Origin of the sequence: Nocardia sp. NPDC005746, from assembly GCF_040630785.1 — a bacterium.
GTDB lineage: Bacteria > Actinomycetota > Actinomycetes > Mycobacteriales > Mycobacteriaceae > Nocardia.
The window spans coordinates 178043-201780 of the sequence record NZ_JBEXYE010000011.1; the positions used below are offsets into that span (position 1 = coordinate 178043).

Sequence of the window (23738 nt, forward strand, 5' to 3'; positions counted from 1 at the left end):
GCTGTGTCGGATTGGAAAGCAGTCGGTCGCACTCGCTAATCTCTTCCGAGTGACTTCGGGTGGTGGCGGTTCGCTACGTGCATGGCAACGCAGGGCGCTGACGAAGTATCTGACTGCCAAGCCACGGGACTTCCTCGCCGTCGCCACGCCCGGCGCGGGTAAGACGACCTTCGCGTTGCGGGTGGCCGCCGAGCTGCTCAACGATCGCACGGTCGACCAGGTGACGGTGGTCGCGCCCACCGAGCACCTCAAGCACCAGTGGGCGGCCTCGGCCGCGCGCACCGGCATCCAGCTGGATTCGAACTTCTCCAACTCGACCGGTTCCACTTCGTCGGACTATCACGGCGTGGTCGTCACCTACGCGCAGATCGCCTCGCATCCGTTCAAGCACCGGGTGCGCACCGAGAACCGCAAGACGCTGGTGATCATGGATGAGATCCATCACGCCGGCGACGCCAAGAGCTGGGGTGAGGCGGTCGAGGAGGCGTTCAGCGACGCCACCCGCCGCCTGCACCTCACCGGAACCCCGTTCCGCAGCGACGACTCCAAGATCCCGTTCATCACCTACGAGGCCGACGAGTCCGGGTTCGAGAAGTCGCGCGCCGACCACACCTACGGCTACTCCGAGGCGCTCGCCGACGGGGTCGTCCGACCCGTGGTGTTCCTCGCCTACTCCGGCGAGGCGCATTGGCGCGACAGCGCGGGCGAGGAGTACTCGGCGCGCCTGGGCGAACCGTTGAACGCGGAACAGACCGCGCGGGCCTGGCGCACCGCCCTGGACCCGGCCGGTGACTGGATGTCGAAGGTGCTCACCGCGGCCGACACCCGGCTGCGGCAGTTGCGCGCCACCGGCATGCCCGACGCGGGCGGCCTGGTGATCGCCACCGACCAGGAGAAGGCGCGCGACTACGCCGAACTGCTGGAACACATCTCGGGCACCAAGCCGACCATCGTGTTGTCCGACGATCCGGACTCCTCCGACCGCATCGGCGAGTTCAGCAACAACACCGACCCGTGGATGGTCGCGGTGCGCATGGTGTCCGAGGGCGTCGACGTCCCGCGGCTCGCGGTCGGCGTGTACGCCACCAGCGCCTCCACTCCGCTGTACTTCGCGCAGGCCATCGGCCGTTTCGTGCGCGCCCGCAAGGCCGGTGAGACCGCGAGCGTGTTCCTGCCGTCGGTGCCGGTGCTACTGGACCTGGCCGCGCAGCTGGAACTGCAGCGCGACCACGTCATCGGCAAACCGCACCGCGAGGCCAACGGCCTCGAGGACGAACTGCTCATCGACGCCAACAAGCAGAAGGACGAGCCGGGCGAGGAGGAGAAGAAGTTCATCGCCCTCGCCGCCGACGCCGAACTCGACCAGGTCATCTACGACGGCGACTCCTTCGGCACCGCGACCTTCTCCGGCAGCGACGAGGAAGCCGACTACCTCGGCATCCCGGGCCTGCTCGACGCCGACCAGATGCGCGCGCTGCTGCGCGAACGCCAGTCCCGCCAACTCCAGGACCGCAGTGCCGCCGCCGAGGCCCGCCCGTCCGGCGCCGGGGTGGAGGCGGCCGCCGAACGCGCCGCCACCGCCGACCGCCTGGGTGAATTGCGCCGCGAACTCAACAGCCTGGTCGCCATGCACCACCACCGCACCGGCAAACCGCACGGCGTCATCCACGGCGACCTGCGCCGCGAATGCGGCGGCCCGCCCACCGCGCTGGCCACCGCCGACCAACTCTCGCAGCGCATCGCTGCCCTGCGTCGGGTCTGACCGGGGGCGTCCCGCGCCCGACATGGACGAGAGCGACTGTCGCCGGCCGCGTCCCGACACGTCTGTGACCATGCCGTATACGGTCATCGCAGCGCGATCTCGGTCGGCATCCACCGCGTGTGCGGGCCCCGCCGATCTCGGTGACGGTGTTCGTCGCCGGCTGATCGAGACATCGGCGCGCAGTCGGGCGACGCGTCGGGCCGAGCCGGATGGGACGAGCGGCAACGCCGGCGTGAACGTGGCGCGCGGGGTAGGTGAGGCTGAAGCCGTCCCAGGGAGAGGGCCGGGCGAGAACTGCCGGTCCGTGACGAGAGCGCTTGTCGCGGACCGCATCCCCGCCGTGGCGGCGTCGCTAGGCGATCTGTAGTTCGACGACGACGGGGTCGCCCGCGGCGAGCCCTTCGGCGGTGCGCACCGCCTTCTTCATCGGCAGTACATAGGTGCCGCGCTTGCTGTCGGGGAAGATCGAGGTGGACCAGCGGCTGGTGCCGACGGTGACTTTCACCTTGACCGAACCGAATCCGGCGGCGGTGTGGCCGTAGAGTTCGTCGATCTCGTCGGTGATGGCCTCGGGCAGGCTCACGAAGTGCCACGCGGCCTGGGCTTCCCATTCCCAGAGCTCGGCGGTGAACGTGTACGTGGACTTCGCCATGCCCCGACGATAGCCGCGAGGGCCGACAGGTTCGGGTTCGACGGTCAGCGGGTGAAGTAGCGGGCCGGGGAGACGCCGACCTCGCGGTGGAAGGCGGCGACGTAGGCGCTCGGGGTGGAGTACCCGACCCGGGCCGCGATCCGGGCGACCGGCAGACCCGAGGCCAGCAAGGGCAGCGAGGCGGCCAGGCGGAGCTGGGTTCGCCACTGGCCGAAGGTGATTCCGGTCCCGGCGAGGAAGCCCCGGGCCAGCGTGCGGGGACTGGTGGCGACCGCGTCCGCCAGTTCGGCCAGGGTGCGCTGGTCGGCCGGGTCGGCGCGCAGCAGCTCGGCGACGCGGCGGGTGCGCGGCTCCTCGGGGGTGCGCGCGCCGATGGGGATCACCTCCACCGGATCGAGCAGGTCGAACACCACCGCCTCGGTGCGCTCGCGCTGGGCATCGGTGGTGGTGGTCGCGGTCAGGTGCAAGAACAGTTCGTGCAGGAGCCGATCCACACGCAGCATCACCGGGTCCGGATAGTGCACCGGTGACCGATCGGGGGTCAGGAAGATGCCGTGCATGATCGCGCCCTCGAGGGTGCCGGTCCGGTGGACCGTCCCGCCGGGGATCCACAGTGCGCGCGTCGGCGGCAGCACCCAGTGCCCGCCCGGTGTCTCGACGGTCAGCACTCCCTGTGCGGCCCAGGCGATCTGGTGCTGTTCGTGCTCGTGTTCGTCGAACCAGTACCCGGCGGGCAGCGTGCCGAGGCCGAACACCATGGCGGTCGGCCCCGATGGCGGGGCCAGCACCCGGGTCTGACCGTTTGGCGACATAATCTGTCACTGTAGTCTCTCGCGGCCATACACGCCCCGTCCTAGCGTTATGGCCATGGGGATGAACTACTTTCACCAGCTACTCTGCCGCTCGAACACCTGGGAGCGGGCCAGCGCGAACCAGATCGTCCCGTGGGTGTTGCGGGACATCGACCTCGGCGACAACGCCCTCGAGATCGGACCCGGCTACGGCGCGAACGTCGACACCCTGCGCGCCCGCGTCCCCGCCCTCACCGGCCTCGAGATCGACCCGGCCCTGGCCGCCCGCCTGCGTACCCGTAAGGCCGGCGCGATGCGGATCATCGAGGGCGACGCCACCGCGATGCCGTTGCCCGGCACCGAGTTCAGCTCCGTGGTCAGCTTCACCATGCTCCACCACGTCCCCACCCCCGCCTTGCAGGACGAGCTCTTCGCCGAGGCTTTCCGGGTCCTGCGCCCCGGCGGCGTCTTCGCGGGCAGCGACGGCATCGACCGCCTCACCTTCCGCCTCATCCACCTCGGCGACACCTGCGTCCCGGTCCCGCCCGAGACGATGCGGGCCCGCCTCACCCGCGTCGGTTTCACCGATATCGAAGTCCACAGCGCGGCAACCTACTTCCGCTTCCGCGCCCGCCGCCCCGAGTAGGCCGGACTGCCGCCGCTGACCGGCCCGTCAGGTCCGAAGCGCGGTTGGGCCGGCCACCCCGGCCGGCGCTGGTGAACCCGTTGCCGCGCAGCGCGCTCGGGCCCGCCGGGTGGCGCGGCGACGCGCCGGCCCCATCGACACGTCGTGCCGCGCTCAGTGCGGGAGGGCTGATTGCTCAGCCGAAGAACACCGCCGGGTCCAGGGCGTCGATGGGCGTCCAGCGAGGAATCGATATCGGGGCTTCGGCGTCGGCGTCGGCGGCCGGCGGGGCGAGGCGGTAGCCCTGGAGATCCAAGGCGAGCCAGGGGTTTTCGTCGATCAGCCGGACGACCGCGTAGCAGGCGGCCAGCATGTGCAGGCAGCGGGCGTTGCGGGCGCGGCAGGAGCAGTCGGTGGCCGCGAGGATCGGGGTGACCGAGATGCCCGCGGCGAGGACCGCGGTGTGCAGATCGTCGCTGAGGGTGAGGCTGTCGGCGGGGACCACGGCGGCGATGGCGTCGATGGTGGAGCGCGGGAACGAGGTCAGTTCCAGGTGGGTCACCGAGGCTTCGGAGCCGCGGTGGATGTGGGCCCGGACCACGGTGCCCTCGATCTCGGTGCGGACGCCGTTGTTGCGGGCGATGCTGCGGGCGCGGGGGAGCAGCGGCTCGGGTTTGGTGAGGTTCAACGGTTCCGCGAGCCGGACCCAGTCCTTGCCCCAGGCGGTGTATCCGAATTCGTTGTCGGCCATGTCAGTTCCCCCGCTTCCGGCGCAGCAGTTCCAGTAGTCGTTCATCGTCGAGGCGGGCGAGTTCGGCGACACCGGCCGCGTCGGTGAGGTCGGTGAGCGCGGACTTGCGGTCGTGCATGCCCGCGATGTGCTCCTCGATGGTGGTGCCCGAGGTGAGGGTGGTGATGGTGACGGTGCGGGTCTGCCCGATGCGGTGCGCGCGATCGGAGGCCTGGGCCTCCACGGCCGGATTCCACCAGCGGTCGTAGTGCACGACGTCGGCGGCCCGGGTGAGGGTCAGGCCGGTGCCCGCGGCGCGCAGGCTCAGCACCAGGATCGGTGGGCCGTCGGGGGATTGGAAGCCGGAGACGATCTCGGCGCGCTGCTCGGCGTTCAGTCCGCCGTGGAAGAACGGCGCCGCCACCCCGAACTCCTCGGCGCAGTGCCGGACCAGCAGTTCGCCGGTCTTGCGGTACTGGGTGAACACCAGGGTGGGGGAGTCGTTGTCGAGGTTGCCGGCCAGGATGTCGGAGCAGACGTCGAATTTGCCGGAGCGCCCGGCCAATTCGCTCAGATCTCCGGTGATCAGCCCGGGGTGGTTGCACACCTGCTTGAGTTCGGTCAGCACGGCCAGCACCCGGGTGTGCCGTTGCGCGCCGCTGCCGAAGCCCTGGGCCTCGGCGCGGTCCAGCAGCTGGTCGTAGATCCGTTCCTGTTCCGCGGTCAGGTCGCACACCAGGTCGGTGTGGATCTTGGGCGGCAGGGTCGCGGCGACCTGGGTCTTGCGGCGCCCCAGCACAATCGGCTCGAGGGTGTCGCGCAAGCGCAGCACCGCATTCGCCGAGCCTTCGCTGATGGGCCGCACGAACCGCCGCCGGAACTGCGCTTTGTGGGTGAACTCGCCGGGCACGACCAGGTTCAGCAGCGCCCACAGTTCGTCGAGGTGGTTCTCCACCGGTGTGCCGGTCAACGCGATGCGCGCGTCGGCGGGAATCGCCCGCGCCGCCTTGGCGACCTGGGTGCGCGGATTCTTGAGCACCTGTGCCTCGTCGAAAACGACGCTCGCCCAGCGTTGCCCGGCCAGGGCCTCGCCGTGCCCGCGCAGGGTCGGGTAGCCGGTCACCACGATGGCGCCCGCGTCCGCGTCCGGGGCGTCGCCGCCGCGCCAGGCCACGGCCCGCAGTCCGGGCGCGAATCGCTCGATCTCATGCGCCCAGTTGCCGACGAGTGATGTTGGACACACCACGAGTTGTGGCCCGTCTCCGGCCTTCCCGAGGAGATAGCCGATGGCCTGCACGGTCTTGCCGAGGCCCATCTCGTCGGCCAGTACCGCGCCGCCGTGTGTGGCGGTCGTCTCACGCAGCCAGGTGATGCCGCGCGCCTGATACGGCCGCAGCTCGGCCTTCAGTCCGGAGCGCAGCTCGGCGCTCAGCGCGACGGTGTCGCGCAGTGCCCGCAGGGTCCGGGCCGCGGATGCCACGGCCGTTCCGGTGGCGTTGGGGACGGCGTGCGCGGCCGTGGGCAGCAGGCGGGTCTCGAGGTCGGCGTCGAGGGCTTCACGTAACCGGTGTATTGATTCGCCGGGATTTTCGATAGCCAGAGTGCATAACCGGTCCGGTTCCACCAGAGCGCATTCCACGTCGGCGACCGCGATGGCGTCGCGGTCCGGGACGGCCAGGGCGAGGGTCTGTACCTCGCCCAGTTCGCGCGGCGCGCGTCCGGGACCGTGGCCGGTCCACGTCCAGAGCGCGACCATATGGCGATCCTGCAGGTAGGTGGCTTGCGAGGTCTGCGGCACCCATCCGTTGTACCCGGCTGGACTCGCCGGGCGCACATGACGCTTCTCGCGTTGCGCGCAATACTTTTCACGTGTCCTCGGCCACAGTTGTGACCGCCACCACGTTTTATAGCAGTCATGCATAGCGAAAGCGGGCGACCTGCCGGTCGCCCGCTTTCGGGGTTTTCTGTTGGGAAGATGGAATTGTCGTGAGTTGGGAGGAGCTGTTACAGCGCCGGTGCCGACTCCGAGTCGATCACGGCCTCGAGCTCACGAAGACGGTCCATGTGCTCATTGGCGTGATGCTGGCAGAAGAGCAACTCTCCACCCGCGGGCAAGGTCGCGCGCACGCGCGCAGCCGCCCCGCAGCGGTCGCAACGATCGACCGCGGTCAGTGGGGTGCTAGTCAGGGTTCCTGGCATGACTCCTCCGTCCTGGCTCTGGGTGTTCACGCACCGTTCGCCTGGTGTGGGGGCCCGCGGACCATTCCGCGAACCTCGCTACCGCTACTTCCCAGCAGTGGCTTGTTGACTACTCTGTCAGACGTTCGGCGAGAGGGCTTTGTTCCCGTGCAGTTTCCCGTGTGTTTTCAGTAACACGACCTGGGATTTCGCTGAAAGCGAACAGGTCCTGGTGACTGCCCGTCAGGACGGAGGAACCTCCCGTTCGAACACGCTGATCGAGTTGTCTATCGGGAGACTACCCGGGCGCACCGACACTCACACTCCGATTGGCTGTCGTGCCCTGCGCGCCAGCAAACCGTAATCAAGGCGGCTGAATCGGAGACCCGGCCGCGACCGGCGCGACCTCGGGTTCACCTGGGGCTTCGATACCATCAGGGGGTATGCCCTGCCTGCATCGTTCGCCCGTCGCGAACGGCCGCGCCGCTCGGCGTGTTCAGAACCAGGATTCGTCGAGTTCCGCGGTGGTGCGATCGCCGGAGTCGAGCAGGTCGAATTGCGGTGCGGTGCGGGGGAGTTCCCAGCGGAAGAAGTACCGGGCGGCCAGTCGCTTGCCGTGGCCGAAGGCCGACTCGGGTAGGGCGTGGGCGGCCACCGCCTGCTCGAGCCAGATCCAGGCCAGCACCACATGGCCGAACGCCTCCAGATAGACCGCCGAATTGGTCAGCGCCGCTTCGGGGTTGCCCGTGCCCCACAGGCCCGCCGTGGTGGCGGCCAGCCGGCCCATGGCGGCCTCGAGGGCATCGGCGAATCCGGTCAGCTCGGCGTCGCCGGCGCCGCGAGCCGTGGCGACGGTGGCCGCCATCGTCTCCAGCAGGGCCGCCAGGGCGGCGCCGTTGTCGAGGGTGACCTGCCGGCCGAGCAGATCCATGCTCTGAATGCCGTGGGTGCCTTCGTGAATCGGGTTGAGGCGATTGTCGCGGTAGTGCTGTTCCACGTCGTAGTCGCGGGTGTAGCCGGCGCCGCCGTGGATCTGGATGGCCAGGTCGTTGGCGGTCAGGCACCACTGGCTGGGCCAGGACTTGGCGATCGGTGTCAGGATGCGCAGCAGCGCGCCCGCCCGCTCGCGGCCGGATTCGGTTGCCGCGGTGCGGTGCTCGTCGACCAGCTTGCCGCAGTAGAGCTGCAGTGCGAGCGCCCCTTCGGCATAGGCCTTCTGCGCCAGCAGCATGCGCCGCACGTCCGGGTGCTCGATGATCGGGACCTGCGCGCCGCCGCGGGCGCTGACCGGTCGGCCCTGCGGGCGGGTGCGCGCGTAGTCGAGCGACTTCAGGTAGCCGGTGTAGCCGAGCGCCGTGGACGCCAGGCCGACGCCGATGCGGGCCTCGTTCATCATCGTGAACATCTGCGCCAGACCGTGATTCGGCTCGCCCACCAGATAGCCGACGGCGCCCGGCTCGCCGCCGGGGGTGAAGTTGCCGTCGCCGAACACCGGTGCGGTGTTCACGGTGCCGCGCCAGCCCATCTTGTGGTTGATGCCCGACAACACGACGTCGTTGTGCACGGTCGGTTTGCCGTCTGCGTCGGGCAGGAACTTCGGCACCACGAACAGCGAGATGCCGCGGGTGCCCTCCGGCGCGCCCGGGATCCGGGCCAGCACCAGGTGCACGATGTTCTCCGACAGCTCGTGGTCGCCGCCGGAGATCCACATCTTGTGTCCGAACACGCGGTAGGAGCCGTCCGCCGCGGGCGCCGCCCGGGTGGTGATGTCGGCCAGGCTGGACCCGGCCTGCGGCTCCGACAATGCCATGGTGCCGAAGCTGCGGCCCTCCAGCATGGGGCGCACGTAGGCGTCGATCTGCTCCGGGCTGCCGTGCGCGGCAAGCAGATTCGCGTTGCCGGTGGTGAGCAGCGCGTAGGCGGCGGTGCCGACATTGGCCGCGTGGAACCACGACATGCACGCGGTGTAGACCGAGTGCGGCAACTGCATCCCGCCGACCTCGTAATCCATTGCCGCGCCGATCATTCCGGCGTCGGCAAAGGCCTGCAGCGCTTTACCGACGGCGGGGATGATGTGCACGCGCTCGCCGTCGAAGGTGGGCTCGTGCAGATCGCTCTCACGATTGTGCGGGGCGAAGTAGGCCGTGGCCAGGTCCTGGCACAGCCGCAGTACCTGGTCGAAGGTGTCGCGGGAGTGGTCGGCGAAGCGGTCCCGGGTGGTCAGGGACTCCACGTCGAGCCACTCGTAGAGCAGGAACTCGAGGTCGCGCGCGGACATGATGGTGGACGGGTTCATGGTTCCTCGGACGGTCGGGTACGTGAAGTCGTACCTGCCGGTCTACCAGATGACCTACGCGCTCCGCTGACCAGCGTCGACGCGTCGAAACCTACCGAACCTGGTTCAGGGTCGGTAGGGGGTTCCGGTAACTCCGCGCTCGGATGCCCGAACCATCACCCGTGCGCCGCGCGCACTGTCACGACCGCACCGCCGCGCGTGCCGCGTGCATTGTCACGACCGCACCGCGTGGCGGCCGCGGTGGGCGCGGCCGAAGTGTCCGGGCGACTGGCCCTTCCAAGTGCGGAAGGCGGAGGCGAACGCGGACACGCTGGCATAGCCGAGTCGGTCGGCGGCCTGCTCGACGGTGAGGCCGGCGATGAGCAGTTCCTCGGCGAGCATGCCGACGGTCTCCAGGCTGAGTTCGCGGAAGGTGGTGCCCTCCTCGGCGAGGCGGCGGCGCAGGGTGCGGACGCTGACGTCGAGGTCGGCGGCGATGCGGGTCTGGTCGGCGGAGCCGCCGTGGCGGATGAGGAGCTGGCGGACCCGGCCGCTGAGGCCGCCGCGGCTCTGCCGGGACTCCATCAGGTCGGCGCACTGCTGCTCGTAGAAGCGGGCGGTGGACAGGTTCGCCTGGGGGAGTGGGGTTTCCAGGGTGGCCGCCTGGAATTCCATGCGGGACCGCGGCATCGAGAAGCGCACATCCTCGACGCCGAAGACCGCGCCGAACATCTCGTAAATCGAGTGGGCGGCGATAGAGAGCTCGACGCGCACGGCGGGGATGCGGATCGGAATGAGGTCCTGCTGGACGGTGGCGATGGCCGCCAGATCCCGTTCCAGGGCGAAGCGCCGGATCTCGGCGGGTAGCGCGCTGTCGTCGCGCTGGATCCAGACCTGGGTGTCGCGGGTGTCGATGGAGTGGCGGGCGGTGGTGAACGACAGGTCCGCGTAGCGCAGGGCGATGTCCATCGCATGCCGCAGGCTGGCGCTGCTCATCAGCGCGAAGCCGAGTACGCCCATGGACGGCGGGTGGCACAGCAGTCCGGCGAGCAGTCCCATGCCGGGTTCGTCGTCGGTGGCGGTGACGACATTGGCCAGGACGGAGTACTCCTGCGCCATGGTGATTTCGGTCGACGGATCGTGCAGGGCGGGTTCGCGGATGCCGCTGCCGCGCAGCACGTCGGCCAGTGGAATGCCGCGGCCCACAGCGAAATCGGCCAGCAGCGCGGTGCTGGTGATGGAACGAATCTGCGCCAACTCTTCCGTCACTCGGGAAGTCTTGCAAACTTCGGGCGTCCGCAATGCCGTTACCGGTTGGTAAGTTGCCTGGGTGCGGCTCATATTCGCCGATTCCTGGCCGATTGTGAGCTGGTCGCCCGAAAACCGCACCCATACGGTGAGATTCATGCGCACCACGCGGTACCCGCCGTATCGGGTGCCGGATGCCGGAAAGGTCCGTCCGCTCATGCTCACCGTGATCGCACCCGCCGACGGCCGTGTCGTGGACACCATCGCCGCCGAGACGCCCGATCGGGTGCGCGCCGCCGTCGAGCGGTTGCGCGACCACGCCGTGCTCTGGCACTCGCTGGGGGTGGTGGGCCGCGTCCACTGGCTCACCGTCTTCCGAAACTGGTTGCTGGACAACCGGACCGATCTGGTGGCGCTGCTGGGCCGGGAGACCGGCAAGACCGCGACGGAGGCCGATGCCGAGTTCGGCCTGGCCGTCGACACTCTCGACCACTATCGCGCGCACGGCGCGGAGTTCCTGGGCGGGCGGCACCCCCCAGGTCGCCATACGTCCCGGAGCGGCCATACAGCAGGTCGTGTCCCGGCCCGCGGGCGCGGTGGTCAGGCCCTCGGCGGGCTGGCGAACAATGAGCAAAGCTGTAATAGCGTGGAACGCGTCATCGTCGAGTCATCGGTCCACGACACCTTTCTGGACAGACTGACCGCCGAGGCCGCCGCCTTCGGACCCGTCCTCGCGACGAGATCGCGGCCGGGTGATGACCTCGGCCTCGCACGTCGGCCGGGTCGATGACCAGGTGCGCGCGGCGCTGGCCACGGGCGCGACCCTGCGCTGCGGCGGCCGCGCCACGGATGTCGGATTCGAACCCACCGTGCTCGGGGAGGTCGGCCCGGCCATGGCCGTGTTCACCCAGCAGACCCTCGGTCCGGTGCTGCCCGTGGTCCGGGTGGGGGACGCGGGCGCGGCCTTCGACCTCGCGGGCCGCACCCCGGCCGGACCCTGCGTGAGCGTGTGGACCGGAGACACGGTCGCCGCGGGCCGCGCCGCCGCCCGTCTCGCCCCCGCCCTGGGTCGCCGTCAACGACGTCGGCCCGCACGTGGCCCGGCCCCAGCCGTACTGAGCCGCCGGGCCGCGCCGAGCCGATGCGGATCGGCCGCCCTCGCCTAGATTGGACGGGTGGGAATCGAACAGGACACGACACCGGCCACCCTGCTGCACATCTGCTCCCGCGACGAGTGGGAGAACGCCCGCGCCGCAGGCGAATACCGCGCGCCCTCGCTGGCCGAGGCCGGATTCATCCATCTGTCCGCCCCGTACCAGGCGCATCTGCCCGCGAATCGCCTCTTCGCCGGCCGTACCGATCTGGTGCTGCTGCACCTGGATCCCGCCGCGCTCGGTTCACCGGTGAAATGGGAGCCGGGTGTGCCCACCGATCCGGATTCCATGCTGTTCCCCCACCTGTACGGTCCGCTGCCGCTGACAGCCGTCACCGCGGTGACCGATTTCGCGCCCGGACCCGACGGCGGCTTCGCCCCGCTGGAAGCGAACTGATCACGCCCCGGACGTAGCTCCCCGCGATTCGCGCGGGTTGTCCTAATCTGGACGCGTGAACGTCGATGTGACTGCCCTGCCCGGTATCGGTGTCCGCAAGGACTTCGAAGTCAGATCGGGTCGGCGGATCGGAGTCGTCGCGCACCGGGACGGCGGAATCGACCTCATCGTCTCCCAGCGCGACGACCCGGACGCCTGCATCGCGCAGGTGCCGCTGACCCCGGACGAGGCCGCGGTGCTGGCCAACCTGCTGGGCGCACCGCAGCTGGTGCAGCAGCTCAGGGAAGAACACTCCGACCTACCCGGGATCACCACCCGGCAGCTCAGCGTCAGCGGGAGCTCGCCGTATCGAGGGCGCATGCTGGGGGAGACCGCCATGCGGACCCGCACCAAGGCGTCCATCGTCGCGATCATGCGGGCGGGGCAGGTGCAACCGTCGCCGGGGCCGGATCAGGTGCTCGACTCCGGGGACATCCTGGTCGTGGTCGGAACTCCGCACGGGCTGGACGCGGCCGCTCGCATCCTGGCCGACGGCTGAGCCCGGTGGACTCGACCGGCCTAGCCCTGTTCGAACTCGGCGCGATCTTGTTCGCGCTCGGCATGCTGGGCCGCCTGGCCGCCCGCTTCGGCATGTCGCCGATCCCGCTCTATCTGCTGGGCGGCCTGGCCTTCGGTCAGGGCGGCATCGTGAAGATGAAGGCCGCCACCGAATTCGGGCACATGGCCGGCGAGATCGGCGTGGTGCTGCTGCTCCTGCTGCTCGGATTGGAATACACCGCCGCCGAATTGGTGACCGGGCTGCGCCGCTCCTGGGTGGCGGGTCTGCTCGACATCGTCGCCAATGCCACGCCCGGCGTGGTGGTCGCGCTCATGCTCGGGTGGGGCCCGGTCGGCGCCGTCACCATGGGCGGCGTCACCTACATCTCGTCCTCGGGCATCGTCGCCAAGGTGCTCAACGACCTCGGGCGGCTCGGTAACCGCGAGACGCCGGTGGTGTTGTCCATCCTGGTGTTCGAGGATCTGGCGATGGCGGTGTATCTGCCGATCCTCACCATGATGCTGGCCGGGCTGAGCTTCGCCAGCGGACTTCGATCGCTGGCCATCGCGCTGGTGGCGATCACCGTGGTGCTCATCGTGGCGCTGCGCTACGGCCGCTACGTGTCGGCCATCGTGGACAGCAACGACCGGGAAGTGTTCCTGCTCAAGCTGCTCGGCGCGGCGCTGCTGGTGGCGGGCGCGGCCTCGGCGCTGAAGGTGTCGGCGGCGGTCGGGGCGTTCCTGCTCGGCATCGCCATCTCCGGATCCACCGCCCAGGAGGCGGCCAAACTCCTCGAACCCCTGCGAGACCTCTTCGCGGCGATCTTCTTCGTGGCCTTCGGGCTCAATACCGATCCCACCGCGATTCCGCCGGTCCTGGGCTGGGCGGTGCTGCTGGCGGTCGTGACCGCGCTGACCAAGATCGGCACCGGGTGGTGGGCGGCTTCGCGGCAGGGGATCCGGCGGATGGGCCGGGCGCGCGCGGGCGCGGCGTTGGTGGCGCGCGGCGAATTCTCCATCGTCATTGCCGGGCTGGCGGTTTCGGTGGGCGGGGTGGATCCGCGGCTGGCGGCGCTGGCCTCGGCCTACGTGCTAATGATGGCCGTGCTCGGCCCGATCGCGGCCCGCGTCGTCGAGCCCGCCATCCGGCTGGTCCAACGCGACCGCGGGCGGATCGATCCCGTCCCCAGCTGAATTCGCGCTGTTTCCGCCCGCATCGGTGGGTTGCGCCCCACCGGTGACGGCCGGATTCCGCTTCGCCGCCTTGCGCTCGCGCACCGCGATCAACCGGTGCGAGAGCGCCACCGCGACCGCGCCCACCGCGAAACCGATGAGCAGCGCGAAGAAATGGCCGTAGTCGGTGAACGTGCGCCCGTGCCACACCCCGTACCCGTACCAGACCGCCATGGCCAGCGCCCACACCCAACGGGCCGGACCCCGCAACCGGAAGGCCAGCACCGCCAGCATGGCCGAGATGCCGTAACTGGGGCCGACGTCCGAGGCGAACGCCACCCGGGTCGGGATCAGCTGCTTGTCCAATTTGTGCGCGATGCCGAGCACCGTGATCAGGGTCGCCCCGACATGGCCGATGGCCACCACCACGATCCAGCGCAGCGACCCCAGCCACCGTTCGGCCAGCGCCATCAAGGTGATCAGGATGACGATCTCGCCCCAGGGGAAGCCGCCATCGGTCCAGAAGGCCGAGGCCACCAGCACCTGGATCGGATCCCGCTGCATATTGCGCAGATTCGTCGAGGCCGAGAAGATCAGCCGCCGGCCCACGATGTCGCTCGCCCCGCGCAGCGTCCACCAGGTGATGAACAAGGTGAACGCGTAGGCGATACACGCCGGGGTGACCGCGAGCAGATCGCGATAGGCCTGGATCCCGCGCCGCACCCGATGCGGCTGCGCCCACCACTGGACGAGGGCGCGGACCTGCTCACCGAGGTCAACGGTCCGCAGCCAGGGCGGCTGATAGGTGCCCAATGCCATTGCGTCATGCTAACCCGAGGTCAGGGCCCGGTCAGTGCATCGCCGCGACCCGCCTGTGCACCGGGATCTGCGCGATCGAGCCGTATTCGGCCACGTCACGGGCGAGCCCACGCCCAATACTCGATCCATGACCAGGGTCGCGGTCGCCGCGAGCCGCGCTCATGGGTCATGAGCACCTGCGCGGATCGTGCTCGGCCCCGGGGCGACGGCGGCGCGGCGGCGGGGGACTACCGTCGATGCGGTGCGCGGGCATTCGATCGAGCTGCGCGTGAGCATTCGATGCTGGAGCCGTTGTCAGGAGGTGTGACCGGGTGCGGATGTGTCGGGGCGTCATGCTGTGGGCCGGGGCCGCGGTGGTGGCGCCGTTCCTCGGATTCACCGGATACACCCTCGGGCGGGCGCGGCGGGCGCCGCGGCCGGGCGCGGAGGTGGTGGTCGTGCTCGGCTGCCGACTGCGCGGCAACCGGGTCTCGCCCATGCTGGCCCGGCGGCTGGATCGGGCGCTCGAGGTGATCCGGGACGAGCGGGAGCGCAGGCCGCTCGTGGTCGTGTCCGGCGGGCAGAGCGGCCGCGAAACCGTGCCGGAGGCGATGGCGATGGCTGATTACCTTGTGGCGCACACGATTCCGGCGACGGGCATCGTCGCGGAGAATCGGTCCCGGAACACCGAGGAGAATCTGCGGTTCACCGCCGAGGAATTGCACTCGCTCGGCATCGACCCGCGCACCGCGCGGATCACGGTGGTCACCAGTGATTTTCACGTATTGCGGACGCAACGGCTGGCTCGGCGGCTGGGGTTGCGGGCCGAAGTCACCGGGGCGCGGACCACCCGTCTGCTGACCCGCAAGTCGTTCGCGCGCGAATTCGTGGCCGTCCTCGTGTCGCTGGGCCGGAACGGATAGTCGCGCGATCAGGTGTGCCGGTCTGCGGCGGGGGAGCGGCTCAGTTGGCCGCGCCGCGCAGGTCCAGACGGCGCATCACCCGGTCCACCACATCCGGCGGGACGCCGGGTTCGCGGCGGGCGGCCAGAGCTTCGGCGCGGCCGGCTTCCAGTACGTCGTTGGTGATGGCCCGCATCTTCGCGGTGAAGGCGATCGCGCGATCGGTGGCCATGCGGGCATTGCTGTCGGCGGCCTCGGGGTCGGCGTGGGCGAGGCGGCGTTCGAAGCCGGACCGCAGCCGGTCGTAGACCTCGTCGGGTAGGTGCTCGGTCTGTGAGATCTCCTCCAGGCGTGCGAGTTCGGCCTGCAGCACCCGGGTCCAGAGCTCGCGTTCGATGACGCGTTCCGCGCCGGTGTCGGCTCGCACGCCGGTGGCGCGCACCACCGCGGGCAGGGTCGGGCCTTGCAGCAGCAGCGTGAACAGCACGACCGCGAAGGCCGTGAACAGGATTTCGGTGCGGCCCGGGAACGGTTTCCCGGTGTCGGTGGTGAACGGGATGGCCAGCGCGAGTGCGACGGTCGCCACCCCGCGCATACCGGCCCACCAGGTGACCAGGGTCTCGCGCCAGTTGTAGGGCTCGTCGCGATCGCGGGCGCGCCACCAGGATTGGAAGAGCTTGGTGGTGATCAGCAGCCAGATCAGCCGCAACCCCACCACCACCGCGATGACGACGGCGGCCCCGCCGAGGAAACGCGGCCAGTCCGGTCCGGAGTCGCGCAGCACCGTGCTCAGTTCCAGTCCGATCAGCCCGAACGCGAACCCGGTGACCAGCATTTCGGTGATCTCCCAGAAGGAGTCGCCGACCAGGCGGTAATCGCTGTCGCCGAAGTCGGTGGCGGCGTCGGTCAGGTACATCGAGCACACCAGCACCGCCAGAACCGCCGACCCGCCGCGCGATTCCGAGAACCCGTACGCCGCGAACGGCAGCAGCAGCCCGAGCGCGACCCGCCACGGGGCCTCGTCGAGCCGGTGCATGAGTTTGCTTCCGGCCCAGCCGAACAGCAGCCCCACCGCCGCCCCGACCAGCGCCGACACCCCGAAGTCGAGCACTGCGCCCCACGCGGAGAAGGTGCCCGACACCACCGCCTGCACCGCGACCGTGTACAGCACGATCGCGGTCACGTCATTGAACAGCCCCTCGCCCTCGAGCACCGCGACCAGTCGCCGCGGCAGCCCCAGCCTGCCGGCCAGCGCCGACACCGCCACCGGATCCGGCGGCGCCACCAGCGCGCCCAGCGCGACCGCCGCCGCGATCGGGATGGCCGGATACCAGAGGTGGAAGGCCCAGGCCACGGCCACGGTGGTGACGATGACCAGTACCACGGCACGCAGGCTGATGGCTACCCAGTTCTCGGCGAACTGCCGCCACGAGGTGCGTCGCGCGGCCGCGTACAGCAGCGGCGGGAGGACCAGCGGCAGAATCAGTTTCGGTTCGATCTGGATATTGGGGACCTGCGGGATGAGCGCGAGCACCACGCCGAAGGCGGTCATCAGGACCGCCGGGGCCTGGCCCAGCCGTCGTCCGAGCGGCTGCGCGAGGATGGTCGCGAACAGGACCGCGAAGATCAACTCCAGCTGATGGTGGTCCACGGCCCTCAGTTTGCTGTGGCTGCGCCCGAAAGTCGAACACCGCGGACCGATTCTCAGCGAACGCGACCCGTGATTCTCAGGCTGCCGGGCAGGTGGTTCTCAGCCTGCCCGGCCGGGCTCAGCCCGCGCGGTAGCGGTCCGAATGCCAGTTGCCGGGGACGGCCATCTCGTGGCGGCCGGGCGCCTGATAGTCGGCGGCGGGCGGATACAGCCCCGCCGTCCGGTAGTCGTGCGGTACGGGTTCGTCCTGGCCCGAGCCGTGCGCGGCGGCCGCCGAGCCGGCTTGCAGCGACCAGCCGGGCCGGTGTTCGGGGGCGGGCCGGGTTTCCGGCATGGGCCGTGTGGGACCGGGCATCATCGACCGCTCGTCCACCTCGGTGAGACCGACGTGGATGAGCAGCACCAGCGTCACCATGCTGACGCTGATCATCAGTGGCGCCAGCAGCTCCATCGCGCCCGCGCCGTGCGGGGTCTCGGCGTGGTCCATGTGGTGGGCGTTCATCGACGCCATGCCGGTGTAATGCATGCCGCACACCGCCACACCCATGATCAGGGCCGCGCCGATGGTCGCCCAGATGCCGGTGATGACCAGGGTGAACCACAGCGCGACGGTCGCCGCGACCACCGCGATCACCATCGACAGGGTGACGATCCAGACGTCGTAGCCGATCATGGCGTCCGACTTCATGGCGTACATGCCCGAATAGTGCATCGCGCCGACGCCCAGGCCGGTGACCGCGCCGCCCGCGAACAGCGAATAGCGGCCGAACGGCTCGCGCGCCACCACGAACAACCCGGCCCACACCACCAGGATCGAGATCAGGGCGCTGAGCAGGGTGAGCGGTACGTCGTAGCGGATCACGGCACCGCGAATGCTGAAGCCGAGCATCGCGATGAAATGCATGACCCAGATGCCGGTGCCGCCGATCGCGATCGCCGCCGAGATGAGCCAGCCGCCGCGCCCGTCCCCTGCCCGAGCACGCGCCGTACACCGCAGACCGAGCAGCGATCCGGTGACGGACATGATGTAGGCCAGGATGGGGGTGATCCATCCATAGCTGAAGTGGTGAATTTCCAGCACTCGAACTCCATTGCCAGAACAGGGGTTTCGCAATCGCAGTCGCGACGGGGGCACACTACCGGGCATGATTCGAATTGGGAAATTGAAAGGGAATGTTTCATCTAAATTAATTCCGGCTGGGACGTTTCCGGGTGGGCAGCAACCTACTGGTTGCCGGAATGTCATGTCCCCGTGCGACTTTGACTGGTGCGACAGATTCGAATCATGCGCCATACGCATGACGACTGGGCAAATTCTGTGGCGTAGTTATCATTCGGCAGCATTGTCGGCGAACAGCTTTCACCGCGACGCCGCATCGCGTCGCGTAGCGTGCCGATCAGGTAACCCTTCGTTCACCGCCCGGGGGCCACCATCGCGCCGACGCGGCGCGGCTATTCGCCCCCGGCCCGGCCGCGCGGCCAGTCCGCCGCCCTCACCTCCGATTACATGGCGGCGCCGTTCACCTGCGAGATCCTCGACGCCACCCACGGGATCCCCGAGGAACGCCCCGCCGAACTCGCGGCCCTCATCGCCGCGCGCGCCGCCACCGCCTGAACCGGCAGCCCCCGCACGCGTGTCGCTGTCCGATGCCGGTGGCGCGCAACGGTCATCATGAGGGGGACCGTGCCGGGTGCGCACCCGGCCGGAACCGATCAGGAGGCTGTAGTGAGCGACCACGAAGTGAAGATGATCATCCTGTCCACCGATGACCTGGACGAGTCGATCAGCTTCTACACCGAGACCCTGGGCATGCCGTTGAAGTTCCGCGACGGCGCGCATTTCGCGGCGATCGACGGCGGGCCCATCACCCTGGCGCTGGCCACCGCCGTCGACCACCCGATCCACGGGCAGGTGGTCGTGGGCATCAAGACCGCGGACGTGGACGCCGCGGCCAAGGCGATCGAGGCCGGTGGCGGCGGCATCGTGACCGCGCCCTACAACGACGCGCACGAGCGTCGCGCGGTCGTCTACGACAACAAGGGCAACGGTCTGGTCTTCTACAGCCCGCTGCCGAAGTGACCGCCGACCACCGCACCGAACTACTCCGTCGCCTCGCCTGACTCGGGCGCGGTCTTGCCGCGCGAGGCGAGGGAGGCCGCCGCCGCGACGGTCGGCCAGGGCTTGGGTCGCGGCGGCCTGGTGACGTCGGCCCGAATCAGATGGTCGCCGTAGGGTTTCGCGGCCTCCTCGTCGAGGCCGTGATCGGTGATGAGGGTGTGGATCTCGTCGAGCCCGGCGACCCGGGCCAGGGCGCGGTGGCCGAACTTCGAACTGTCGACGACCACGGCGGTGGAGCGCGCGGTCGCGATCATCGCCCGCTTGACCGGAACCTCGAGGGTGTTCGTATTGGTGATCCCGGCGTCCACGTCCACCGCGTCCGCGCCCAGGAATGCCCAGTCCGCCACGTAGTCGCGCAAGAACTCGACCGTGCGGTCACCGGCGAGGGTGTAGACCGAGCCGAGCAGTTCGCCGCCCGCGACCAGCAGCCGGAAGCGTTGCAGGCCCGCGACATACTCGGCGATGCGCAGATCATTGGTGATGACGGTGAGATTCTCGCGGCGGCTCAAGGCGACCGCGACCTCGTAGGTGGTCGAGCCGCTGTCGAGGATCACCGTGTCGCCGTCGGTGACCAGGCCCGCGGCCACGCGCGCGATGGCCGACTTCTCCTGCAGCCGTGAGTTTCTCTTCGCCGAATACGGCAGATCCGAGGTGACGCCCGGGATGGGCCGCGCGCCGCCGTGGGTGCGCTGGATCTGGCCGTCGCGTTCGAGCGCTTCCAGGTCGCGGCGGATGGTCGAGGTGTCCACTCCGAGCTCGCGGGCGAATTCCTTCGCCTCGACGTAGCCGTCGGTGGTCAGCCTGTCGAGGATCTGACGCCGGCGGGTGCTGGAGAGCAACGGACCTCCTGAAGGGTTGTCGAGCCATCGTCGCCGTCTCGGATGGTACGCGATCCTGCGCGAAACATTGACAGTAATCAGCCCCGGCTGCATGATTTCGTGCAACATCTGCTCGAAAACGAGCAATCGCAGACTGTGTATGGCAGAGGTATTCGTATGAGTGATCCGTTGCAGCTCCTCGCCCGAGAAGGTGTCTCCCTCTGGCTGGACGACCTGAGCCGCGGCCGGATCGAATCCGGTGGACTGGCCGAATGGGTCGAGCGGGGCATCACCGGCGTGACCACCAACCCGGCGATCTTCGAGGCCGCACTGCGCGGGTCCGAGCAGTACGGCACGCAGCTGCGTGAATTCGCGCAACTCGGTCTGGGCACCGCGGACGCCGCACGCATCCTCACCAGCTGGGACGTGCGGGCCGCCTGTGACGTGCTGCGGCCGGTGTACACCGCGACCGACGGTCTCGACGGCTACGTCTCCCTCGAAGTCGATCCGGCGTGGGCGCACGACACCGATCACACGGTGAGCGAAGCGGTGCTGCTGTCATGGCTGGTCGACCGGCCCAATCTGATGATCAAGGTTCCGGCCACACCCGCCGGACTGCCCGCGATCACCGCCATCCTGGGGCGCGGGATCAGCGTCAACGTGACACTCATCTTCTCGCTCGGGCGGTATCGGGATGTGCTCGATGCCTTCCAGGCCGGGCTGGAGCTGGCGCGCGAGAACGGGCACGACATCGCCCGGATCGCCTCTGTCGCATCGTTCTTCATCTCACGAGTGGACTCCGAGGTCGATGTCCGGCTCGACGCGCTGGGCACTGATGCGGCGCGGGCGGTGCGTGGCCGTGCCGCGATCGCGAACGCGGTGCTCGCCTACGAGGCGTTCGAGCAGACGCTGCGCGGGGAGCGCTGGGCGGCGCTGGCCGCGGCGGGGGCGCGGCCGCAGCGGCCGTTGTGGGCATCGACCGGGGTGAAGGATCCCGCCTACGACGACACCCGGTACGTGGTGGATCTGGTCGCGCCCGGGACTGTGAACACCGTGCCCGAGCCGACTCTCGCGGCCGTCATCGATCACGGCAAGGTGGTCGGAGACCAGGTCACCGGCCGCTACGACGACGCGCACCGGGTGTTCGGTGAGCTCGACGCGCTCGGCATCGACATGAACGACATCTCCGCCAAGCTGGAGCGGGAGGGCATCGCCAAGTTCCAGCAGGCGTGGCGTGAGCTGATCGCCGGCGTCGAATCGGCGCTGGCCGACCGCGGTGCCGCGGTGCGGGGATGACCGGCTCCCCGGCGTGGGCGCGGCTGGCCGCGCACCGCGAAGAGCTTGCGGGAGAGCGGATCTCGGAGCTGTTCGGGCGGACGCCCGATCGGGGTCCGGCGATGACCGTCGAGCACGACGGGATCGTATTGGACTATTCGAAGAATCTGGTCACCGGTGAAACCATCGACCTACTGGTCGAACTCGCCGCCGAACGTGACCTGCCCGCGGGTATCGAGGCGATGTTCACCGGCGCGCCGATCAATGTCACCGAGCGGCGCGCGGTGCTGCACACGGCGTTGCGTGCGCCCGCGGACGCGGTGGTGAAGGTCGACGGCGTCGATGTCGTGCCCGCCGTGCAGCGCACCCTCGAGCGGATGGCGGGATTCGCGCAGGCCGTTCGGTCGGGGGAGTGGCGTGGGGCGACAGGGGAGCCCATTCAGGCGGTGGTCAATATCGGGATCGGAGGTTCGGATCTCGGACCGGCGATGGCGTGCCTGGCGCTGCGTGAATACGGCACGGGCACACTGGAATCGCGATTCGTCGCCAATGTGGACGGGCATGATCTGACCCGGGCGCTGCACGATCTCGACCCGGCGACCACGCTTTTCGTGGTGTCGTCGAAGACGTTCACCACGGTCGAGACGCTCGCCAATGCGCGGGCGGCCCGGGATTGGCTGATCGACGCGCTCGACGATCCTGCCGCTGTGGCCAAGCATTTCGTCGCGGTGTCGGTGAACGCCTCGGAGGTATCGTCCTTCGGCATCGATCCGGCCAATATGTTCGAGTTCTGGGATTGGGTCGGCGGCCGCTACTCGCTGAGCTCGGCGATCGGACTGTCGGTGATGATCGCGATCGGCGCCGAGCGGTTCCGGTCGTTCCTCGCGGGCGCGCATTCGATGGACGTCCACTTCCGCACCGCGCCGGCGCATCGCAACCTGCCGATCCTGCTCGGGCTGCTCGGGATCTGGTATCGCAACTTCTGGGACGCCCAGACGCACGCGGTGCTGCCCTACGATCAGCGGCTCGCGCGGCTGCCCGCGTATCTGCAGCAGCTCGAGATGGAGAGCAACGGCAAGTCTGCCGATCGTGACGGGAATCCGGTCGGTGTCGGCACCGCGCCGATCGTGTGGGGCGAGCCCGGCACCAATGGCCAGCACGCCTTCTTCCAACTGCTGCATCAGGGAACCATCACGGTCCCTTGCGATTTCATCGGCGTCCTCACGCCCGCCCATGACCTGACCGGGCATCACGACCTGTTGATGGCGAACCTGTTCGCCCAGTCGCAGGCGCTGGCCTTCGGTCGCGCCGGCGACGACGCGGGGGAGTACCGCGCGTTTCCCGGCAACCGGCCGAGCAGCACCCTGCTGCTGGATGAACTGACCCCCTATTCGCTGGGCGCGCTCGTCGCCCTGTACGAGCACAAGGTGTTCACGCAGGGATGGATCTGGAACATCAACTCGTTCGACCAGTGGGGCGTCGAACTCGGAAAGATCCTCGCGACACGCCTTGTCGACGACATCGAGTCCGGATCCGCACTGTCACATGACAGTTCGACCAATGCCCTCATCGAACGCTACCGCCGCCTGCGCAAGGCGGCCGATCACCCTGAGAAAGCGGTACAGCGATGACCCTGAAGATCGGCTACAAGGCCTCCGCCGAGCAGTTCGGCCCCCGCGACCTCGTCGAATATGCCGTGCGCGCCGAGGAATTGGGCCTCGACAGCGTGGTCGTGTCCGACCACTTCCTGCCCTGGCGGCACAATGGCGGGCACGCGCCGTTCGCGTTGTCGTGGATGTCGGCCGTCACCGAGCGCACCAGCCGTGTCCAGATCGGCACCAGCGTCCTCACCCCGACATTCCGCTACAACCCCGCCGTCATCGCCCAGGCCTTCGCCACCATGTCGCTGCTGTCCAACGGGCGCGTCATGCTGGGTGTCGGCACCGGTGAGGCGCTCAACGAGATCGCGGTCTCCGGCCGGGAATGGCCGGAATTCAAGGAACGCTTCGCCCGCCTGCGCGAAGCCGTCACCCTGATGCGCAAGCTCTGGACCGAATCCGACGTGTCGTTCGAGGGTGAGCACTTCACCACCGTGAAGGCCAATATCTACGACCGCCCCGAGCAGCCGGTCCCCGTGTACATCGCCGCGGGCGGCCCGGTCGTCGCCAAGTACGCGGGCCGCACCGGCGACGGCTTCATCTGCACCTCTGGCAAAGGTATGGAGCTCTACAACGACAAGCTCATGCCCGCCGTCGCCGAAGGCGCGGCCGCCGCCCAGCGCGACCCCTCGACCATCGACAAGATGATCGAGATCAAACTCTCCTACGACCGCGACCCCGAACTGGCCCTGGCCAATACGCGTTTCTGGGCCCCGCTGTCGCTGACCCCCGAGCAGAAGCGCAGCGTCGACTCCGCCGTCGAAATGGAAGCCCTCGCCGACCAGCTCCCCATCGAGCAGGTCGCCAAGCGCTGGATCGTCGCCTCCGATCCGGACGAGGCGATCGCCGGCATCAAGCCGTACCTCGACGCGGGCCTGAACCACCTCGTCTTCCACGGCCCCGGCCACGACCAGGAACGGTTCCTCACCCAGTTCGCCACCGATCTTCTTCCGCGCCTGCGCGAACTCGGCTGAGCCACCACCGATCTCCGCCCCG

The 23738-nt window shown here is 69.1% G+C and carries 23 protein-coding genes; 12 read left to right on the forward strand and 11 right to left on the reverse strand.

What is annotated here, in order from left to right; translation table 11 throughout:
* Nucleotides 1-49: 49 nt before the first annotated feature.
* Nucleotides 50-1762 (forward strand): DEAD/DEAH box helicase, encoded by a 1713-nt coding sequence (locus ABZ412_RS22045; RefSeq protein ID WP_357283047.1) that lies wholly within the window; start codon nt 50-52, stop codon nt 1760-1762.
* A gap of 352 nt (nt 1763-2114) precedes the next feature.
* Here ABZ412_RS22045 and ABZ412_RS22050 read toward each other — a convergent pair whose 3' ends face one another.
* A complete protein-coding gene (locus ABZ412_RS22050) occupies nt 2115-2414 on the reverse strand; it encodes a DUF1905 domain-containing protein (protein WP_357283048.1) in 300 nt (99 codons plus the stop codon).
* A gap of 44 nt (nt 2415-2458) precedes the next feature.
* On the reverse strand, nt 2459-3226 hold the full coding sequence (locus tag ABZ412_RS22055) for a helix-turn-helix transcriptional regulator (protein WP_357283049.1): 768 nt from the start codon (nt 3224-3226) through the stop codon (nt 2459-2461).
* A gap of 61 nt (nt 3227-3287) precedes the next feature.
* Between ABZ412_RS22055 and ABZ412_RS22060 the strand changes: the two genes are divergently transcribed.
* Nucleotides 3288-3851 (forward strand): class I SAM-dependent methyltransferase, encoded by a 564-nt coding sequence (locus ABZ412_RS22060; RefSeq protein ID WP_357283206.1) that lies wholly within the window; start codon nt 3288-3290, stop codon nt 3849-3851.
* A gap of 175 nt (nt 3852-4026) precedes the next feature.
* Here the strand turns inward: ABZ412_RS22060 and ABZ412_RS22065 are convergent, their stop codons facing one another.
* The 5 genes from ABZ412_RS22065 to ABZ412_RS22085 form a co-directional block, all read right to left on the reverse strand.
* Nucleotides 4027-4581 carry a hypothetical protein gene (locus ABZ412_RS22065; RefSeq protein ID WP_357283051.1) on the reverse strand — a complete coding sequence of 185 codons (555 nt, stop codon included), beginning with the start codon at nt 4579-4581 and terminating at the stop codon, nt 4027-4029.
* Nucleotide 4582: 1 nt separating this feature from the next.
* Nucleotides 4583-6316, reverse strand: a complete 1734-nt coding sequence (locus tag ABZ412_RS22070) for a DEAD/DEAH box helicase (protein ID WP_357283207.1) — start codon at nt 6314-6316, stop codon at nt 4583-4585.
* A gap of 248 nt (nt 6317-6564) precedes the next feature.
* Entirely contained in the window at nt 6565-6759 is a 195-nt protein-coding gene (locus ABZ412_RS22075) for a hypothetical protein (RefSeq protein WP_246597932.1), read from the reverse strand.
* A 475-nt stretch (nt 6760-7234) separates the two neighbouring features.
* Nucleotides 7235-9034, reverse strand: a complete 1800-nt coding sequence (locus tag ABZ412_RS22080) for an acyl-CoA dehydrogenase (protein WP_357283053.1) — start codon at nt 9032-9034, stop codon at nt 7235-7237.
* A 213-nt stretch (nt 9035-9247) separates the two neighbouring features.
* Nucleotides 9248-10282 carry an AraC family transcriptional regulator gene (locus ABZ412_RS22085; protein ID WP_357283054.1) on the reverse strand — a complete coding sequence of 345 codons (1035 nt, stop codon included), beginning with the start codon at nt 10280-10282 and terminating at the stop codon, nt 9248-9250.
* Nucleotides 10283-10418: 136 nt separating this feature from the next.
* On the opposite strand from ABZ412_RS22085, the gene ABZ412_RS22090 reads away from it, so the two are divergent.
* From ABZ412_RS22090 to ABZ412_RS22110, 5 genes are read left to right on the forward strand one after another with little or no spacing between them, the layout of a single operon-like run.
* Nucleotides 10419-11051, forward strand: a complete 633-nt coding sequence (locus tag ABZ412_RS22090) for an aldehyde dehydrogenase family protein (RefSeq protein WP_357283056.1) — start codon at nt 10419-10421, stop codon at nt 11049-11051.
* Nucleotides 11017-11427: an aldehyde dehydrogenase family protein gene (locus ABZ412_RS22095; RefSeq protein WP_357283058.1), complete on the forward strand. Its 411-nt coding sequence runs from the start codon at nt 11017-11019 to the stop codon at nt 11425-11427. Before ABZ412_RS22090 ends, ABZ412_RS22095 begins: the two co-directional genes overlap by 35 nt.
* A gap of 15 nt (nt 11428-11442) precedes the next feature.
* On the forward strand, nt 11443-11811 hold the full coding sequence (locus ABZ412_RS22100; protein ID WP_357283208.1) for a DUF952 domain-containing protein: 369 nt from the start codon (nt 11443-11445) through the stop codon (nt 11809-11811).
* Nucleotides 11812-11866: 55 nt separating this feature from the next.
* Nucleotides 11867-12349, forward strand: coding sequence for a cation:proton antiporter regulatory subunit (locus ABZ412_RS22105; RefSeq protein ID WP_357283060.1), 483 nt, complete (start codon nt 11867-11869; stop codon nt 12347-12349).
* A 5-nt stretch (nt 12350-12354) separates the two neighbouring features.
* Nucleotides 12355-13542, forward strand: coding sequence for a cation:proton antiporter (locus ABZ412_RS22110; RefSeq protein WP_357283061.1), 1188 nt, complete (start codon nt 12355-12357; stop codon nt 13540-13542).
* On the opposite strand, the gene ABZ412_RS22115 is transcribed toward ABZ412_RS22110, so the two are convergent.
* Complete coding sequence (locus ABZ412_RS22115) at nt 13441-14340, reverse strand: rhomboid-like protein (protein ID WP_357283063.1); 900 nt, start codon at nt 14338-14340, stop codon at nt 13441-13443. The two genes, ABZ412_RS22110 and ABZ412_RS22115, sit on opposite strands and share 102 nt — an antisense overlap.
* Before the next feature lie 317 nt (nt 14341-14657).
* On the opposite strand from ABZ412_RS22115, the gene ABZ412_RS22120 reads away from it, so the two are divergent.
* Nucleotides 14658-15242 carry a YdcF family protein gene (locus ABZ412_RS22120; RefSeq protein WP_357283210.1) on the forward strand — a complete coding sequence of 195 codons (585 nt, stop codon included), beginning with the start codon at nt 14658-14660 and terminating at the stop codon, nt 15240-15242.
* 40 nt (nt 15243-15282) lie between these two features.
* Here the strand turns inward: ABZ412_RS22120 and ABZ412_RS22125 are convergent, their stop codons facing one another.
* Entirely contained in the window at nt 15283-16872 is a 1590-nt protein-coding gene (locus tag ABZ412_RS22125; RefSeq protein WP_357283064.1) for a Na+/H+ antiporter, read from the reverse strand.
* A gap of 118 nt (nt 16873-16990) precedes the next feature.
* Nucleotides 16991-17953 (reverse strand): MHYT domain-containing protein, encoded by a 963-nt coding sequence (locus ABZ412_RS22130; protein ID WP_357283066.1) that lies wholly within the window; start codon nt 17951-17953, stop codon nt 16991-16993.
* A gap of 645 nt (nt 17954-18598) precedes the next feature.
* On the opposite strand from ABZ412_RS22130, the gene ABZ412_RS22135 reads away from it, so the two are divergent.
* Nucleotides 18599-18952, forward strand: a complete 354-nt coding sequence (locus tag ABZ412_RS22135) for a VOC family protein (protein WP_357283067.1) — start codon at nt 18599-18601, stop codon at nt 18950-18952.
* A gap of 20 nt (nt 18953-18972) precedes the next feature.
* On the opposite strand, the gene ABZ412_RS22140 is transcribed toward ABZ412_RS22135, so the two are convergent.
* Complete coding sequence (locus ABZ412_RS22140) at nt 18973-19830, reverse strand: DeoR/GlpR family DNA-binding transcription regulator (RefSeq protein WP_357283069.1); 858 nt, start codon at nt 19828-19830, stop codon at nt 18973-18975.
* A gap of 156 nt (nt 19831-19986) precedes the next feature.
* Between ABZ412_RS22140 and tal the strand changes: the two genes are divergently transcribed.
* Genes tal through fgd form a run of 3 tightly spaced genes read left to right on the forward strand, consistent with a single transcriptional unit; the run spans nt 19987 to nt 23716 of the window.
* Nucleotides 19987-21105 carry a transaldolase gene (tal, locus tag ABZ412_RS22145; RefSeq protein WP_357283070.1) on the forward strand — a complete coding sequence of 373 codons (1119 nt, stop codon included), beginning with the start codon at nt 19987-19989 and terminating at the stop codon, nt 21103-21105.
* The gene (pgi, locus tag ABZ412_RS22150) at nt 21102-22715 is read left to right on the forward strand and encodes a glucose-6-phosphate isomerase (RefSeq protein WP_357283072.1); all 1614 of its coding nucleotides are present in this window, start codon (nt 21102-21104) and stop codon (nt 22713-22715) included. The genes tal and pgi overlap by 4 nt, the downstream gene beginning before the upstream one ends.
* Nucleotides 22712-23716: a glucose-6-phosphate dehydrogenase (coenzyme-F420) gene (gene fgd, locus ABZ412_RS22155; RefSeq protein ID WP_357283073.1), complete on the forward strand. Its 1005-nt coding sequence runs from the start codon at nt 22712-22714 to the stop codon at nt 23714-23716. The genes pgi and fgd overlap by 4 nt, the downstream gene beginning before the upstream one ends.
* Nucleotides 23717-23738 lie beyond the last annotated feature (22 nt).